The 15965-nt window shown below is 56.7% G+C and carries 12 protein-coding genes and 2 tRNA genes; 3 read left to right on the top strand and 11 right to left on the bottom strand.

The genetic code is table 11. The features are described 5' to 3' along the window. Window positions 1-35: 35 nt before the first annotated feature. Window positions 36-947 carry a PAC2 family protein gene (locus L6966_RS01630; RefSeq protein WP_237224959.1) on the top strand — a complete coding sequence of 304 codons (912 nt, stop codon included), beginning with the start codon at window positions 36-38 and terminating at the stop codon, window positions 945-947. 107 nt (window positions 948-1054) lie between these two features. On the opposite strand, the gene L6966_RS01625 is transcribed toward L6966_RS01630, so the two are convergent. From L6966_RS01625 to L6966_RS01600, 6 genes are all read right to left on the bottom strand, one after another. Further along, complete coding sequence (locus L6966_RS01625; RefSeq protein WP_237224946.1) at window positions 1055-2497, bottom strand: hypothetical protein; 1443 nt, start codon at window positions 2495-2497, stop codon at window positions 1055-1057. 34 nt (window positions 2498-2531) lie between these two features. Further along, window positions 2532-3101, bottom strand: coding sequence for a VWA domain-containing protein (locus L6966_RS01620; RefSeq protein WP_237224947.1), 570 nt, complete (start codon window positions 3099-3101; stop codon window positions 2532-2534). A 133-nt stretch (window positions 3102-3234) separates the two neighbouring features. Then, window positions 3235-4539 carry a cysteine--1-D-myo-inosityl 2-amino-2-deoxy-alpha-D-glucopyranoside ligase gene (mshC, locus tag L6966_RS01615; RefSeq protein ID WP_083091012.1) on the bottom strand — a complete coding sequence of 435 codons (1305 nt, stop codon included), beginning with the start codon at window positions 4537-4539 and terminating at the stop codon, window positions 3235-3237. A 116-nt stretch (window positions 4540-4655) separates the two neighbouring features. Beyond that, complete coding sequence (locus L6966_RS01610; protein ID WP_237224948.1) at window positions 4656-5486, bottom strand: undecaprenyl-diphosphate phosphatase; 831 nt, start codon at window positions 5484-5486, stop codon at window positions 4656-4658. Window positions 5487-5576: 90 nt separating this feature from the next. Next, window positions 5577-5867: a hypothetical protein gene (locus tag L6966_RS01605; RefSeq protein ID WP_083091335.1), complete on the bottom strand. Its 291-nt coding sequence runs from the start codon at window positions 5865-5867 to the stop codon at window positions 5577-5579. 118 nt (window positions 5868-5985) lie between these two features. Then, window positions 5986-6948: an L-lactate dehydrogenase gene (locus L6966_RS01600; RefSeq protein ID WP_237224949.1), complete on the bottom strand. Its 963-nt coding sequence runs from the start codon at window positions 6946-6948 to the stop codon at window positions 5986-5988. Window positions 6949-7331: 383 nt separating this feature from the next. On the opposite strand from L6966_RS01600, the gene L6966_RS01595 reads away from it, so the two are divergent. Continuing rightward, entirely contained in the window at window positions 7332-9263 is a 1932-nt protein-coding gene (locus L6966_RS01595; RefSeq protein WP_237232777.1) for an MDR family MFS transporter, read from the top strand. 112 nt (window positions 9264-9375) lie between these two features. Here L6966_RS01595 and fmdA read toward each other — a convergent pair whose 3' ends face one another. The 5 genes from fmdA to L6966_RS01575 all read right to left on the bottom strand — a co-directional run bounded on the left by fmdA (window position 9376) and on the right by L6966_RS01575 (window position 13078). Further along, on the bottom strand, window positions 9376-10632 hold the full coding sequence (fmdA, locus tag L6966_RS01590) for a formamidase (RefSeq protein WP_083091008.1): 1257 nt from the start codon (window positions 10630-10632) through the stop codon (window positions 9376-9378). An 11-nt stretch (window positions 10633-10643) separates the two neighbouring features. Next, window positions 10644-10925, bottom strand: coding sequence for an FmdB family zinc ribbon protein (locus L6966_RS12155; protein WP_083091007.1), 282 nt, complete (start codon window positions 10923-10925; stop codon window positions 10644-10646). A 115-nt stretch (window positions 10926-11040) separates the two neighbouring features. After that, a complete protein-coding gene (locus L6966_RS01585) occupies window positions 11041-12555 on the bottom strand; it encodes a protein adenylyltransferase SelO family protein (RefSeq protein WP_237232776.1) in 1515 nt (504 codons plus the stop codon). A gap of 108 nt (window positions 12556-12663) precedes the next feature. Then, window positions 12664-12749, bottom strand: a tRNA-Leu gene (locus L6966_RS01580). Between the two features lie 243 nt (window positions 12750-12992). Then, a tRNA-Leu gene (locus L6966_RS01575) sits at window positions 12993-13078 on the bottom strand. 162 nt (window positions 13079-13240) lie between these two features. Here L6966_RS01575 and pepN point away from each other — a divergent pair. Further along, window positions 13241-15877, top strand: coding sequence for an aminopeptidase N (gene pepN, locus L6966_RS01570; protein WP_237232775.1), 2637 nt, complete (start codon window positions 13241-13243; stop codon window positions 15875-15877). Window positions 15878-15965: the final 88 nt, after the last annotated feature.

Below are 15965 nucleotides of genomic sequence, written 5' to 3'. Positions count from 1 at the left end.
GCAGGTTTGCGGCTATCGGGTAGTATGTGGGAGTGATGAATCAGCCGTTGCCCCTTGACGCTCTCCAGCATTTTGCCCAGCTCAACGCACCTCCGGAGCGTGCCCCCACGCTGCTTCTTGTAGGTCTTGAGGGGTGGAACGATGCCGGGGGCGCGGTTCAGGATGCTCTCACGGCGGTTCAGGATTACCTTCATTCCCAGCCTCGGGAAAGTTTCGCGAGTAGCGCCTACTACGATTACACCGTCACCCGCCCGCATCTCAGCACCGACGAGGATGGGAGCCCGACTGTAACGTGGCCCCAGTTCACTCTCACCGAGGGAATTTCTACGGCCGGCAGGCGGGTTTTGACCCTCACCGGGCCGGAGCCCTCCCTCAACTGGCATGAGCTAACGAGCAATGTGGTAGACCTGGTTCAGCATGAGCAGGTTGATTTGGTGATCTTGTGCGGATCTCTGTTAGATGAGATTCCGCACACCCTCGCGTTCCCGGTCTCTGTTACCTCGTGGGCGCCGGCTGCCCTGGAGCTTGATGGGGTGGCTCAGAGTACTTATACGGGCCCCACCGGTCTGATTGGTGTGCTTGCTCAAGCTCTTGGTGAGCAGGGTGTGCCCTCTCTTTCGCTCTGGGTGTCTGTTCCCTACTACCTCCCTGAGCCTCCCCACCCTAAGGGCAGTTTTGCTTTGCTGAGCACCCTTGAAGCTGTCTGCGGCATACCTTTGCCCCTGCATATTTTCTCTGACCGGATTATGGGTTGGGAACGCACCGCCGCTGATCTTTTGGACGATGAGCCTGAGCTCTCTAGTTTTGTGCGTACGCTTGAGTCAGCAGCGGAGGCTCGCGATGACCTGGACGGTTTGGGGCAGGTTGATATTGCGGCTGAGTTTGAGAGGTTTTTGAGAGGCCGTGACGGAGGTGAGCCCGGTCAGGCTCCTGGGGAACCCAGCTAGCCTATTGCCGGGCTTACCACAGCACCCTGCCCTCTGCACTATAGCTATAGTGCAGAGGGCAGGGCACTTCTTACTGCCTCAGCTTTGGGGTTGCTAAGACGGTCTGGTTAGGGACCATAGGGCGGTGGTACGTTCTTGCTCTTATTTTTTCGGATAAATAATACCGCAACGAGGGCACCGATGATGAGCAGGGCCAGGAGGGCTACCAGTGACATGACGAGCACGTTGCCCAAGAATCCATCGTTTTCTGACGTGTTGGCGAGGTTTTGCTCACTATCAGCGTCCTGGTCGGTAGCTGAGGAATCTGAGTCTGAGGTCGCCTGGTCTGCCGAGCCGCTCTTGGTGGTACCCGGGGCTACCCGGTCTGACAGGATGGGCTGGTCAGAGGGCTCAGGGCCGTTGTTTTCAACCGGGCGCCAGTCAGGGCCAATGGTGGGCTCGCCGTCCAACAGTACTGAAATCTCTACGGGCTGCTCGGCACCCTCCAGCCTCTCTGCGTTATATTCTGATAGGCCGACAGCTAAATAGTAGTTGCCAGCAAAAGAGGTATAAAGACCTCCCTTGTTAATTGTGCGGTTCATAAACTCAATGGGGCGATCAGGAGCGGTGATTTCAACGCCCCCATCAGTTCTACTATTAGTCGTACCCTCAGCGTAGAAGGGGTTCGTTAGTATGCTACTAACAGGTGCAGTTTCACCGGTCTCCCCCTCAGCAGATCGAACGGCCACAACGGGGCGCTGACCCCACTCAACCGGAATCTTGTAGTACTTCATCTCCCCCTGGACTACCGTGTCACTGTAGGTATTGCCAGAGGATAGCTCCTTGGCTTCGGCGTAGTTTTTACCGCCAACGATTTCTGAGGGCTGGCCGAAGCTCATGGAGGGAAGCGACTGCTGATTCAGGCCATACCAGCCCTCGTGAAGCTGCTTACGGTCATTATCTTTGATCACCGGCTCAAACTGAACCTCGACCTCTACCTGCACCTCATTATCAGCGTAGTCAGCATCAAAAGCTGATTCAGTAACATAAACACTGTTTTCAACAACCCACTGGGTCTGGTCACAGCTGGGATCCGGTTCTTCGTCAGAGGGAGCTCTAACCACTCCGAAGACTCCTGTTACCGGTTTGAAGTTGCTGGCGTGCACTGTTTCGAAGGAAGATGAATCTACCCTGAAGTCCTCCTCACAGGAGCCACTGGAGCTGTTACTAATTTCTTCAATATTAACATAAAGATCTTGCTCGCCTTCACCCTCTGAGTTACGGTTGGGGATGGCCTTGAGGGTGACAATCGCGTTGTGATTCTCGGGGATAGCCAGGCGGTAGTAGCGAGGCTTAGGGTCACCTGAGCTTGAGCTCAGGTCGGGAACAACGGAGGTGCGGTAGCGCCCCTCCCCCAGCCACATGGCGTCCTCAGGCTTATCGGCAAACTCAAACTCCGTACCTACCGTCTCATAGCCCACCAACTCACGGTGGGTCAGAAAGGTCATCGAATCAGCCAGCTGGCGGGTGTTCTCAGCAGAAATAAACTCACCGCCGGTGGCATCAGCCACACACTCCAGCTCCTTCTGAGCGGCCTCGTCCACCTTAAAACCAACTGTGAATGGTCAGGTCAAACCCCTGGCCGCCCAGCTTCTGAGCAACCTCACACACCGGAGGGGGCGCACAGGTATCAATACCGTCTGAAACCAAAATAATAGAGCGATCGCCGGTATCACCTAGCTCCTCAGCGGCAGCCAGCAGAGACTCCCCCATAGGGGTATAGCCACTGGCCGTAAAACCCGCAATAGACTTTTTCAGCTCCTGCTTATCACTCTTGCCCACAGGTGCCACCACCTCGATGTCCTTGCACCCTTCCTCTTTCGGCTCAGATGCGGGCACCTTCTGACCATAGACCATCATGCCCAGGTTGGCAGTATCTGGCATGGAATCAATAAGTTCAGTTGCGGCAGTCTTCGCAGCATCCAGCCGGGTACCGCCGTCAATATCGCTTTCAAGCATGGAACCCGAAAGATCCATTACCAGCATAGATTTCGCGTCCTTCGAGCTGACACTCTCGTCAAGATCCTGCGACGCTGCAGGGGGTAGCCCAACGAGGGCTAAAGCGCTGACAGCGGTAGCCGCCGCCAGAGTGCGTAATTTGTGTGATATAGGCATATCATCCTCCTGATAGTGGGTGCCAGCTCCCGCCACGGAGCGAACACCCATCATCTCTTGAAATATGTCATACCTAACACTAGCAAAGAACGAGCTTGTCAGAGACCATGAAAGCTAGCTAGCCACAAAAAATTTACGCAAACTTAGTCAGCTGTACACCTAACCTGGCTAAAAGCACGTCTGCCACCAGCTGCCCGCCAGAACCACCGCCATCAAGGGTGGTCAGCGCCCACTGATCCAGGGCAACCAGGGCCGCCGGGGCGTTGAGATCGTCGGCTAGATGCTCACGGACCGCCTGCACAAGTGCTAGTGCCGCCGCATCAGGTTCACCCTCAGCCACCCCAACGGCAGAGCGGTAAAGCTCCAAACGATTCTGAGCCTTAGTCAGCACCCCCTGCTCCCAGAACCAGTCCGTGCGGTAGTGATAATCCATCAGGGCCAAACGGAGAGCGGCAGGATCAACACCCGAGGCGCGCAGGGCAGAAACCAGCACCAGGTTACCCCGTGACTTGCTCATCTTCTCACCGTCAAGGCCCACCATACCGGTATGCATAAAATGGCGGGCCATAGGAGCACCGTTAAGAGCGAAAGAATGGCCCGCCCCTAAATCGTGGTGCGGAAAAATTAGGTCAGAGCCACCACCCTGTACCGAGAAGGGCGCACCCAGGTACCGGCCCGAAATCACGCTACACTCAATATGCCAGCCGGGGCGGCCCCGCCCAAGCACAGCAGCCTCCCAGGCAGGCTCACCGGGGCGCTCAACACGCCACAGCAGGGGATCAAGCTGGCTACGCTTACCGGGGCGCTGCGGGTCGCCGCCTCGCTCACCAAAAATTGTCAGCATCTCTTCCCGGCTGTAGTGCGCAACCTGCCCCAGCTCCCAGGCACCCGGCTGATCCCGCCCCATTGCCTCAGCGGCTTCAAGATCAAAGTAGACATCACCGTCGGGCTGCTGCACCCCGTGCTCATCAACAAAACCGGGCACAGTGTAGGCTACGCCCAGCTCCAACAGGCGCGCCACGGCACCAGCAACATCCGCTACAGAGTCCACAACGCTCACATAGTGGTCGGGAGCGATAATGTTCAGGGCCTGCATATCGGTGCGAAAGAGCTCAATCTGTTCCTCGGCTAAGTCTCTCCAGTCAACACCGGTTGCCTCAGCCCGCTCCAGCAGCGGGTCATCCACGTCCGTCACGTTCTGCACAAAGGTCACGGGGACGCCGGCATCGCGCCAGGCCCTATTCAACAGATCAAACGCAACATAGGTTGAGGCATGGCCCAGGTGCGTGGCATCGTACGGGGTGATACCGCAGACATACAGCCCAGCCCGTTCCTCACGCTCCAGCTGCACCCGGCCACCGGCCGCCGTATCAACAATAGTGGGCAACGGGGCCGTGCCCGGCAGTGACGGAATAAGAGGCTGACTCCAAGCGCGCATGAGAACCTTCCAAGACACAGGGCCACCAACGCAGCTACCCTGTACGTACATTACTTCTGCCTAAAACAATACCCGCCCAGAAGCCTATTCCGGGCGGGTAGAAAACGTGAGTCAGCTTATGCAACGAGTACGCCGGTGCCCAACAGAATGTACAGCACCAACCCCAGCGCGATGCGGTACCAGACGAAAATGCTATAGCTCTTGTTTGAAACGTACTTGAGGAACCAACCAATAATCAGGTAGCCCACCACAAAGGCAACCAGCGTGGCCGCCATCGTGGAGCCAAAGCCGTAATAGCCCGTAAAGCCGTCTGACAGGCTGCCCGCCAGCTTATACAGACCCGATGCAAAAACGGCAGGAACAGCGAGCAGAAAGGAGTAACGCGCCGCAGCTTCACGGGTGTAGCCCATCAGCAAGCCCGCCATAATGGTGCCGCCGGAGCGTGACACACCGGGCACCAGCGCCAAAGCCTGAGCAAACCCGTACAAGATACCGTGCTTGACGGTAAGATCCTTGAGCTGGCGCTGCTCCTTGCCAATGCGATCAGCAATACCCAAAAAGATAGCGAACACAATCAGCATGGTCGCGGTAATCCAGAGACTACGGAAGGTCGAATCAATGTAGTCCTCAAGCAGAATGCCCAAAATTCCAATCGGCAGAGAACCAATGATGATAAACCAGCCCATGCGAGCGTCCGGGTCTTTCTTATCGACCTTGCCCACCAGAGAACCAAACCAGTTCTTTAAGATGCGCACAATGTCTTTCCAAAAAAAGACCAAAACAGCTGTCTCAGTACCCAGCTGGGTAATAGCTGTAAAAGCTGCGCCTGGATCCTCACCGTTCGGCAAGAACTGACCCACAATACGAATATGTCCCGATGACGAAATCGGCAAAAACTCAGTTAGACCCTGGACCAGACCCAGGATGATTGCTTGTATCCATTCCACAGCTAGAAACTCTACGCGAGGAAGCACAAAAGCACAGCACCGCACGCGGTGCTGTGCTAGGAATAACAGGTTAGGCCCGTTACAGATTTGCTACTGACGCGGTTCCAGCACGTATTCCACCTCGTCATCGTCTTCATCATCGAAGTCGTAGTCAAAATCGTCTTCGTCCTCATCGTCATCCTCAATGAAAACCTCGAGCGGGGTAACTTCTTCGTAGGCTTCAAAGAGGGCCTCTTCGTAGCGTTCAAAGGCATTGGCGATGGCTACGTAGGTGTTATCAACAGACGCATCGTGTTCGCCCCGGCTATTGATAATGGCGTTCAGGTGCTCTTCAAGGGCGGCGGTCAGATGAGCCAGTTCGGCACGGGGGTTATTACTCATACAGTAGACGTTACCCTCTTTAGCCACAGGCACGAAATACCGGTAGCTAAATTTTTACTTAACACGGTGGCCCGGCTGTATACAGCCGGGCCACCGCAGGTGCGCTAGAAGGTACCTTTTAGAAGCCGAGAGTGGCCAGTGAAGAGTTGATGGCAGCAGCTGATGCGCGAAGGCGCTCAATTTCAGCGTCGGTCATGGGCACATCAAGGACGCGCTTGACCCCGTCACGGGAGACAACCGAAGGAAGCGACAGCGCAGCTTCGCCCTCGATGCCGTACCGTCCGCGCACCTGGGTGGCAACATTGAGCACGGCGTCCTGCCCCTGAAGAATAGCCTCGGCGATACGGGTTGCTGAAATACCGATAGCGTAGTTGGTTGAGCCCTTGCCCTCAATCACCTTATAGGCTGCGCGCATGGCTTCTTCGGCCAGCTGTTCTTTGACCTCATCGGTGAAAACCTTCTGACCGGAGTCATCAACCCACTCATCCAGGGGAACCATACCAATATTGGCTGCCGACCACACGGGGAACTCGGAGTCACCGTGTTCACCCACAATGTTGGCGTGCACAGACTTGATGGATACGCCAGCCTTCTCAGCGATAAGCCAGCGTAGACGGGAGGAGTCCAGCACGGTTCCCGAGGCAAAGCAGCGCTCGGTGGGTAGGCCGGTAATCTTCTGGGCTACGACGGCAAGCACGTCGCAGGGGTTGGTGACGATCATCAGGATTGCGTTGGGGGCAACTTCCATGACCTTGGGTAGCATGGATTTGAAGATGTTGACATTGGCCTCTGCCAGTTCTAGGCGGGGCTGGCCCGGCTTCTGGCGGGCACCGGCGGTGACGATAATCAGGTCGGCATCACGCAGGATTTCAACGTCACCAGAACCTGAGACCTCGGCCTCGTGGGCGAACATGGTGCCGTGGGCGATATCGAGACCCTCAGCTTCGGCACGTTCACCGGCGATGTCGTAGATAACGATTTCGTCAGCGGCACCGCGTAGGGTAGCTGCGTAAGCGGTGGCTGAGCCAACGCCACCGGCACCGATGACGCCGAGCTTGGTGTTCTTCTTTTCGAGGGCCATAGTGGGTTCCTTTCACAGAATCCGAGGGGTTGTAACTGGTTTTCTACACCACCAGTATGCCATGCAATTATGCGTTTTTGTGTGGGTTTACCTGTCTTTTACTGGGGGTTCTACCGACCTTTACTCACAAAACCCCACAAACCCACATATAGCCTTCCTGACCTTTTGTGCAAGGTCACACACGCTCTCATCGCTCCAATTGAGGTTAGTTCATGCAATGTGATGCAAAATAAACACAAGGCGACAATATTTTTGCAGAACTGCAAATAAACTGTTCCTATCACTCACCACGAACTAGGCCCCTTCTCAGTCAGTCGTCCGCACAGAGTAGAGCAAACAAACCATACAAATCCACGTACTTCTCCATGACCCGAAGGTTTTTCATGCCTACAACAACAGCTTCAGCGGAGCAAACGACCGCCTCAAATACACCACTTATGACACACCGGCAAATCATGCTGGTCATCGTAGGTCTAATGGCGGGCATGTTCCTCTCATCTCTTGATCAAACCATTGTTTCTACTGCCATCAGGACGATTGGCGATGATCTCCACGGCCTAGAACAGCAGGCCTGGGTCACCACCGCCTACATGATCACCTCCACCATCACCACCCCCATCTACGGCAAACTCTCCGACCTCTTCGGCCGCCGCCCCCTCTACCTCTTTGGCATCGTGGTCTTTATTCTGGGGTCGCTGCTCTCTAGCTTCTCTACCTCTATGGTCATGCTGGCCATCTTCCGCGCCTTCCAAGGTATTGGCGCAGGTGCGCTCATGTCGCTCCCCATGGCCGTCATGGGTGACATGCTAGCTCCCCGTGAACGAGCCAAGTATCAGGGTTACTTCCTAGCTGTCTTTGGCATCTCTTCTGTACTTGGCCCACTCACCGGCGGTCTCTTTGCTGGGACCGAGGAAATTCTCTGGATTACCGGCTGGCGCTGGGTCTTCCTCATCAACGTCCCCATCGGCATCATTGCCCTGGGTATCGTGTGGAAGTCCCTGTACCTGCCCCGCATCACCGACCTCACCCACAAGCCCCGAGTTGACTGGTGGGGTGCCACCAGCGTTGTAGTAGCCCTGGTTCCCCTTCTGCTGGTTGCCGAACATGGCCGCGAATGGGGCTGGACGTCCACCACCTCCATTACCTGCTTCATCGTCTCAGCCCTGGGCCTAGCTGCCTTCCTCGTCATCGAATCAAAGATGGGCCAGGACGCCATTCTGCCCCTGGCCCTCTTCCGCTCCGGTGCCTTCTCCATGTCGTCTATTCTGGGCTTCCTGGTGGGCTTTGGCATGTTCGGCGCCATGATGACCATCCCCCTTTACCTGCAGATCGTCACGGGCCTCACCCCCACCGAATCAGGCTTCGCCACCCTGCCCATGATGGCAGGCATCATGATTGCCTCCATCGTGTCGGGCCGCGTGGTGGCTAGCACCGGCAAGTACCGCATCTTCCCCGTCCTGGGTACTGCCCTGATGGTCGTGGCCTACTTCTATCTCACTTTCATGACGGCTGACCGCCCCTTCTGGTTCCTCATGATCGGCATGTTCATCATGGGCCTGGGCCTGGGCCAGCTCATGCAGTCCCTGACACTGGCCTCCCAGAACGCAGTTGCTCCCACCTACATGGGTGTTGCTTCCTCTGCTTCCACTTTCTTCCGTCAGATCGGCGGCACCATGGGTACCGCCGTGCTCCTGTCGATTCTTTTCTCGGCCATGTCAGGCAACATCATGAAGGCCATGGGCAATGAGGACGACCTTCGCGCAGGTCTCGATGCAGCTCTCACCCCCGCTGTGGCTTCTGCACCTGAGAACCAGGGAGTTATGGAACAGATGTGGAATCAGCTTGTGGAGCCGGCTCAGGCTTCTATTGCATCTGAGCTCTCAGCAGTTAGTGAGCAGGCTCGCGCAGCCGGTGGCGACGCTGCACTGGTCGCCGCAGCTGAACAGGCTCATGCTTCGGTGCAGGATGGCACCCTGGTTGTTGACTGGGCTGATGACGCGCAGCGCTCCTACTGGGTCGATCAGATCACCCCCACCCTGGCAGAACAGATTTCTTCGACCTCGACCGGGGGTGAGGAGTCTGGGGTTTCTACCTCGGATACTTCGTACCTCACCGGGGCAGATGCTCGCCTGACCCGCCCCTTCATGATTGGCTTCAATTCTTCAACCCTGTCGGTCTACTGGGTTGCTTTCTGCGCTACCCTGCTTGCCTTTGTTCTGACCCTCTTCTTCAAGACTCCCCCGCTGCGTGCAGCGTCAGGCCTGCAGGAAAGCGCCCAGAGCAACAAACAGGCTGAAGCTAACACTGAGCTCTAAGAACCTGCCAGCTGGTTAATACCAGCTTCTGCTAGACAGTCACCAGAGCAAAAGGCCGGGGCCTGCCACCAAAGGTTTGGTGGCAGGCCCCGGGCCTTTGCGCGCCTTCTAACTATACGGGGTTTGCCGAACGGGGCGCTCCGATTCCAGGATCAATCTTGATTGGGCCATCCTTGCCGGGGCGTACATCAAAATCAAAAATTTCGGTGGGGATGTAGACGGTGGCACAGGAGTTAGGAATATCAACAACTCCAGAGAAGCGACCCTCGATTGGCGCGGCACCGAGTAAGAGGTAGGCCTGCTCCGGTGAGTAGCCGAATTGGGTTAGGTAATCGATAGCGTGCAGAATTGCTCGCTGGTAGGCCAGCTGGGAATCCAGATAACGTTGATCTCCCTCCAAGGTCACGGAGGTGCCAGAGAAGGCCAGCCATTCTGAATATACGGGCCCTCCCCGGCCCGGCATGAAGATGGCATTTTCAGAGACGCCGTACTTTTCCATACCGCCCTTGATGATATCAACGTGCAGGTCAATGTAGCCGCCCATTTCGATGGCTCCGCAAAAGGTGATTTCACCATCACCCTGGGAGAAGTGCAGGTCACCCACTGATAGGTGGCCTCCCGGTACAAAGACCGGGTAGAAGATACGGGAGCCCTTGGTGAGGTTTTTGATGTCCTGGTTGCCACCATTTTCACGAGGAGGAGCAGTGCGTGCCGCTTCTGCGGCGACTCGCTGATACTGTTCTTCACTCAAAGAGCCGAGGAGGGCTCCGTCCGGTTCAGGCGGTAGAGCCAGGGGCGGGACGCGCAGTGGGTCAGTGGCAATCAAGTCACCCTCACGTTTATTCCACTTGGCAAGCAGCTGTGCTGACGGCGCAGTGCCCATGAGCCCGGGGTGCACGATACCGGTGAACTTCACACCAGGAATATGGCGCGAGGTGCATTCCCCGCCCTTGAAATCCCAGATAGCTTTGTAGGCGTCCGGGAATTGGTCGGTCAGGAAACCACCGCCGTTATTTTTTGCGAAAATTCCGGTGTAGCCCCAGCCCTGCCCAGCAAGGGGGCCCTCTTCTTGAGGAATGGGGCCGACCTCAAGAATATCGACAATGAGCAGGTCCCCAGGTTCTGCACCTTCAACAGCAAAAGGGCCTGCAAGGGCGTGGACAGTGTGGAGTGGGGCGTCTCGGACATCGTCGGCCGAGTCATCGTTTTTGATAAAACCGTCGAACCATTCTCGGCAGTCTGCCCGGAAGGAGGTGCCCGGCTTGACGGTTGCTACGGGTGGAATTTCTGGGTGCCAGCGGTTGTGGCCTAGTTTTTCTTGCTGGTCAAAGGGTTTGCTGGAATCGAGGGGAAAGAGGTTGACAGGCATGACGGGCCTCCTTAAGGACGAGGAAGTAGTCTGTGCTTGGGATTGAAGGTGATGTTAGGACGGGGTGTAGCGGTGGGCTTACCTCTCACAACTTGGGGCTCGTGGGCACTGGCTTGGGTTGATTCAAGCAGTCGCCCCTGCGGGGTGTTGAGGCGAGACAGTCCGACACCCGGCATGAGCTTGCGGGAGAGTTCAGAACAGGTTGGGCAGGGCACCGAACGAGGGGCGGTGTTCATGGGGTGGCTCTGTTCAAAAACTCCGCAGGCTGGGCATTTAAAGTCATACAGCGGCATAGCTTCCCTCACTGATTGGCCATCACCCTACTTATAGGTGACGCTTAACACAAAAATAGGTCTGCTCTATCCACGCCGTCAAGGGGTCCGCTGTAAATCTCTAGTGGCCACTGTGTTACGTTCCGCAGAAGCTGGTGAAAAAGCGGGATTCAGCGGGGGCGCTTTCAAGATAATCGAGGCCGTCACGGCGTTCAAAGGGGGTACTTACCGCTTCCAGCAGTTCCTCAAGCGGTTGCTGGTTTCCGCGCTCCATCTGCCGCAGGGCAGCATCGAGGGCTAAATTCCTGGGAATATAAACCGGATTATGGGCCAGCATGAGCTTCTCAGCGCGCTTCGAGCTGGTATCCGTAGCCTCTCTCAGCTCACCCCACCGGGCCAGCCAGGCCGACCGCTCTTCCTCAGGCAGCAGGCAGATTCCCTCAGTCAAAGACCTGAAAAATCCTGTAAAGTCCAGAGCATGGCGCGCTAACAGCCCCAGCGTCAGCTGCCCAAACCTGCCTACCTGAACGCGGACGTCCTTATCCACCCCGTCCATCTCAAGCCCGAGCTTGGCCGCGAAAGCCGCTATTTGCAACTCGACAATCTCATCTTCAAAGTCAGAGATGACCTCGGTAGCCAAGTGTATTGCCCGATTAGGGTCTCGGGGGTCAATGATATCGAGTAGGGTTTCAGCAAACCGGGAAAGATTCCAGGCCGTAATGCCGGGCTGGTGGTTATAGGCATAGCGCCCCTGGCGGTCAATTGAACTAAAGACCTTATCGCGCTCAAAACCATCAATGAAAGCGCAGGGGCCGAAGTCGATAGCTTCACCAGAGATAGTCACATTATCGGTGTTGAGCACCCCGTGTACGAACCCGAGCGCCTGCCAGCTGGCCACCAGGTGAGCCTGCCGCTGCGCCACAGCACGAAGCAGGGCCAAGGCCCGCTCACCGTGCGTCTCCCCGGTGTCACGATTTGGAAAATGACGAGCTAGAGCATAGTCGACCAGCTGAGTTCTTACCTCAGGTTCGCAGTGATACTGGGCGAATTGGAATGTGCCCACCCGCAGGTGACTAGCGGCGACGCGTAGGACTAGGCCTGCCGGCTCTGGCTCAGGTGCGCGACGCCGCACCTTTTCACCGGTTTCAAACACAGCCAGTGCCCTGCTGGTGGGCAGACCAAGCGCATGCAGGGACTCCCCGATGACAGCCTCCCGCCAGGCCGCCGACAGCGGGGCCTTGCCGTCCGAACCGGGGCGGGAGAAGGACGTCCGCCCGCTACCTTTAAGGTGCAGGTCAACACAGGAGGACCCCGAGCTGGTGGGGGTCACATCGCGCCCAGGAACTGCCAATTCGCCGATAAGGTGGGCGCGTCCGTCACCCAACACCGGCGATAGCTGACCGAACTGATACCCAGAGTAGGCCAGGGCGTAGGTGGGGGCCTCTCCCCTGCCCGTCATCCAGGCTAGGCCAGCTTCGCTACGAAGCCAGGCAGAGTCTAGCCCCAGGTCATGAGCAAGCTTCTCGTTAAGCCAGGCCAAGCGGGTTCCCGGTGAAATGTCCGGCTGGGCCTGGTGCGCCAAGTCTGGGAAGCTCTCACTGTAGGTATGTTCAAGGAGCGGAGCGGACGCGCGGGGTTCGGTGGGTTGCATAGGGCCAGTCTATCGCCCGGTATTTCAGTGATTGGAGCACTGTCAATAAAAAACCAGCCCCTGTTAGCAGAAGCCGGTTTCTTTTGTATCCCATAAGGGTTTTTCTTGTGCGCGAGGGGGGACTTGAACCCCCACCCTCTAATACGAGGACTAGCACCTCAAGCTAGCGCGTCTGCCTATTCCGCCACCCGCGCAAGGAGCCACACAAGCCCAAAGGCCTGCAAGCAACGAGTACCAACTATACCTGTTCCCTCACTGCCATGCAAAATATTTGCTCCCTAAAGTCGGGCAGCTCATCACTGAGAAGAGAGAGCTTCAACATCCCATGGACCGCTCAATTCACATTTTGCTGATAAACACCCCCAAATAAGAACCCAGCGGTCCATGAAGCCAAACACAAAAAATCCCCGGCTCCATAGAACCGGGGATTACCCTTGTGCGCGAGGGGGGACTTGAACCCCCACCCTCTAATACGAGGACTAGCACCTCAAGCTAGCGCGTCTGCCTATTCCGCCACCCGCGCAAGGAGCCACACAAGCCCAAAGGCCTGCCAGCAACGAGTACCAACTATACAGCGCTTTAGGGCCGGGTGCAAACCCTCAGATTCACCCCGATACAGGGTCTGCCAAGAACTCAAAGGTAGACGCGCTAGGCCCAGCTAGCGCACGCCCCTATCATAGGTGATGTGAATAACGAGAACCTCACCCAGCAAGAGGCCGCCCTGCGCGCCCGTACTATCAGCGTTGATACCTACGATGTGCATGTTAATCTCGCCCATGCCACCGCTGATTTTGAAACCTACCCGGTTGCTACCACCGTGCGTTTTACTGCTACCGAAGGTGCTAGCACTTTTATTGATTACATTCACCAGTCTGTTGAATCGGTGAACTTGAACGGTGTTTCGCTACCGGTCGATGAGGTCGTTGAGGGCTCCCGCATCGCCCTGCCTCATTTGCAGGAGCGGAACACCCTCACCATCAGGGGGCGATCATACTTCAGCCGATCGGGTGAGGGCCTGCATCGCTACATTGACCCCGCTGATGGCAAGATTTACCTTTACACTCAGTATGAGCCCGCCGACTGCCGCCGAGTATTCCCCAACTTTGAGCAGCCCGACCTCAAGGCTGTTTTCAATTTCCGTATCACTGCCCCCAAGAACTGGGTGGTCAGCTCCAACGGTGAGCTGGAGCGGCATATCGATGACCCGTCGGATTCATCAATTTCTCAGCGGGTATTCAAGCCGACTGCCCGTATTTCCACCTACATCACGGCCATTGTGGCCGGCGAGTACTTTACCGCTTTCGATACCTACACCCCCGCGTCCACTGTTAATTCCGGGCCTATCCCCTTGGTTGCCTACTGCCGTCAGTCTCTTAAAGAGCATTTTGACTACCAGAACATTTTTACTGTGACCAAACAGGGCCTGGACTACTTCCAGAACCTCTTTGATTACGCCTACCCCTACCCCAAGTACGAACAGGCTTTTGTACCCGAATACAACCTGGGGGCCATGGAGAACCCCGGCCTGGTCACTTTTACGGAGAACTATATTTTTGTCTCAGGTGCTGACCAATCCCAGTTTGAAGGGCGCGCTAACGTCATCTGCCACGAAATGAGCCACATGTGGTTCGGCAACCTGGTTACTATGAAGTGGTGGAATGACCTGTGGTTGAAAGAATCATTTGCTGACTTCATGGGGCACCTGGGAGCGTCTGAGGTTGGTGGTTACAAGGACGCCTGGGTCACCTTCGCGAACTCACGCAAGGCATGGGCTTACCGTCAGGATCAGTTGCCAACAACTCACCCGATTATGGCTGACATCCCGCATCTCGAGGCCGCCCGCCAGAACTTTGATGGCATCACCTACGCCAAGGGCGCGAGCGCCCTTAAGCAGTTGGTGGCCTATGTCGGTTTTGAGCGGTTTGTTGAGGCTACTCGTCTTTACTTCAGGCGTTTTGCTTGGGGTAATACGGTTTTGGACGATTTTTTGGGTGTGCTGGGTGAGGTCTCTGATCGCGATATGCGTTTGTGGGCTGATGCTTGGTTGTTGACGCCGGGTTTGTCTGAGTTATCGTGTGAGCGGCTCAGAGGTGGTGATGGTGAGGTGTCTGGGCTAGTTCTTCGTCAGGTTTTGCCGCCTCAGGTTTCTGTGGGTGTGGGCCGCCCGCACCGGTTGAAGGTGGGTACTTTTGTGCTGGTGGGCGGGCGCTTACAGGCTACTGGGCTGATTCCTGTGGATTTTCCGGCTGGTGTGTCTGAGGTGTCTGTTGGGTTGGCGGGTGAGCAGGTGCAGCTGGTGGGTGAAGCTGATCTGTTGCTGTTGAACGCTGAGGATTTGACGTATGCCAAGGTTGCCCTGTCTGAGGCTGATGGGTTGGATGTGGCTCTGGCTCATGTTTCGTCTTTAGAGGACGCTCTCTCGCGTGGCCTTGTGTGGGGTTCGTTGTGGGGTATGGTGCGTGATGGCAGGTTGGCTTCTCATCGGTTTGTTCAGGCTGTGTGTCAGGCTGTTGCTCTGGAGCGGTCGGCTACGCTCCTTGCAAATATTGTGAATCAGGCACAGGCAGCGATTTCGCTGTATACGGCTGAGCCTTTGCGTGCTGAGCTGTGGGATGCTTTCTCTTCGGCTCTGGGGCAGGCGCTTGAGCTGGTGGGGGCCGGTAGTGATGAGCAGCTGATTGTTGTGCGGGCGGCGTTGGCTGCCTCGGCTCACTCTGATGTTGGGGCGGATTTGGTCAAGGACGTTGCCCGTGGGGCTTTGGGGCCTGTTGAGGGTGAGCTGGTGGAGGCTCCTGGCCGTACCTACGATCAGGGTTTGGGGTGGAAGGCTTTGGGTGCTCTGGCGGTGCGGGGGCAGGTGTCTGTACAGGAGCTTGAGTGTGCCCGCGCCTATCGTCCTTCAGCGGTTTCGGAGCGGGGTTTTGCCTTTGCCTGCGCCGCGTTGCCTACTGAGCTCGCTAAGCATCAGGCTTGGGTCTCGGTAACGGGTGATGTTTCTCTTTCTAATGATTTGCTTTCTGCTACAGCTGCCGGTTTTCAGCAGGGATCAGAAGCCCTGCGCGCGGGGTATCGTGAGAGGTTCTTTGACATGCTCCTTTCAACCTGGGCCGAGCGTTCTGGCGGTATGGCTACTCGCGTGATACGCGGTCTCTACCCTCAGGTGGAACTGGCTGGGGGTGATGCGAGCGCTCACCCGGTCGTCCTTGCTACTCGATGCTGGCTTGCGGAGAGCCAGGGCGCTCCTACAGCCCTGGTGCGGCTTATGCGTGAGTTGCTTGATGATGCTCAACGTATTTTGCGTGCCCAGAAGTTCAACTCTTAGAGTGCTTTGGTGGGTGTGTTCAGGTAGGGGTGGGCCCTCTTCGGTGACTCTTTGAAAATCTGTGGAGAAAGCCGGTTGTGCTGGGGGC

Origin of the sequence: Rothia nasisuis (assembly GCF_928381405.1) — a bacterium.
Classification (GTDB): Bacteria; Actinomycetota; Actinomycetes; order Actinomycetales; family Micrococcaceae; genus Rothia; species Rothia nasisuis.
The sequence above is the reverse complement of the archived record's forward strand: the minus strand, read 5'-3'. Positions and strand labels throughout refer to the sequence as shown.

Bases quoted from the DNA above. Each gene is read 5' to 3' on its own strand.
- L6966_RS01630 (WP_237224959.1), top strand. From the start codon at position 36: ATGAATCAGCCGTTGCCCCTTGACGCTCTCCAGCATTTTGCCCAGCTC.
- L6966_RS01620 (WP_237224947.1), bottom strand. From the start codon at position 3,101: ATGCCTATATCACACAAATTACGCACTCTGGCGGCGGCTACCGCTGTC.
- mshC (WP_083091012.1), bottom strand. From the start codon at position 4,539: ATGCGCGCTTGGAGTCAGCCTCTTATTCCGTCACTGCCGGGCACGGCC.
- L6966_RS01605 (WP_083091335.1), bottom strand. From the start codon at position 5,867: ATGAGTAATAACCCCCGTGCCGAACTGGCTCATCTGACCGCCGCCCTT.
- L6966_RS01600 (WP_237224949.1), bottom strand. From the start codon at position 6,948: ATGGCCCTCGAAAAGAAGAACACCAAGCTCGGCGTCATCGGTGCCGGT.
- L6966_RS01595 (WP_237232777.1), top strand. From the start codon at position 7,332: ATGCCTACAACAACAGCTTCAGCGGAGCAAACGACCGCCTCAAATACA.
- fmdA (WP_083091008.1), bottom strand. From the start codon at position 10,632: ATGCCTGTCAACCTCTTTCCCCTCGATTCCAGCAAACCCTTTGACCAG.
- L6966_RS12155 (WP_083091007.1), bottom strand. From the start codon at position 10,925: ATGCCGCTGTATGACTTTAAATGCCCAGCCTGCGGAGTTTTTGAACAG.
- L6966_RS01585 (WP_237232776.1), bottom strand. From the start codon at position 12,555: ATGCAACCCACCGAACCCCGCGCGTCCGCTCCGCTCCTTGAACATACC.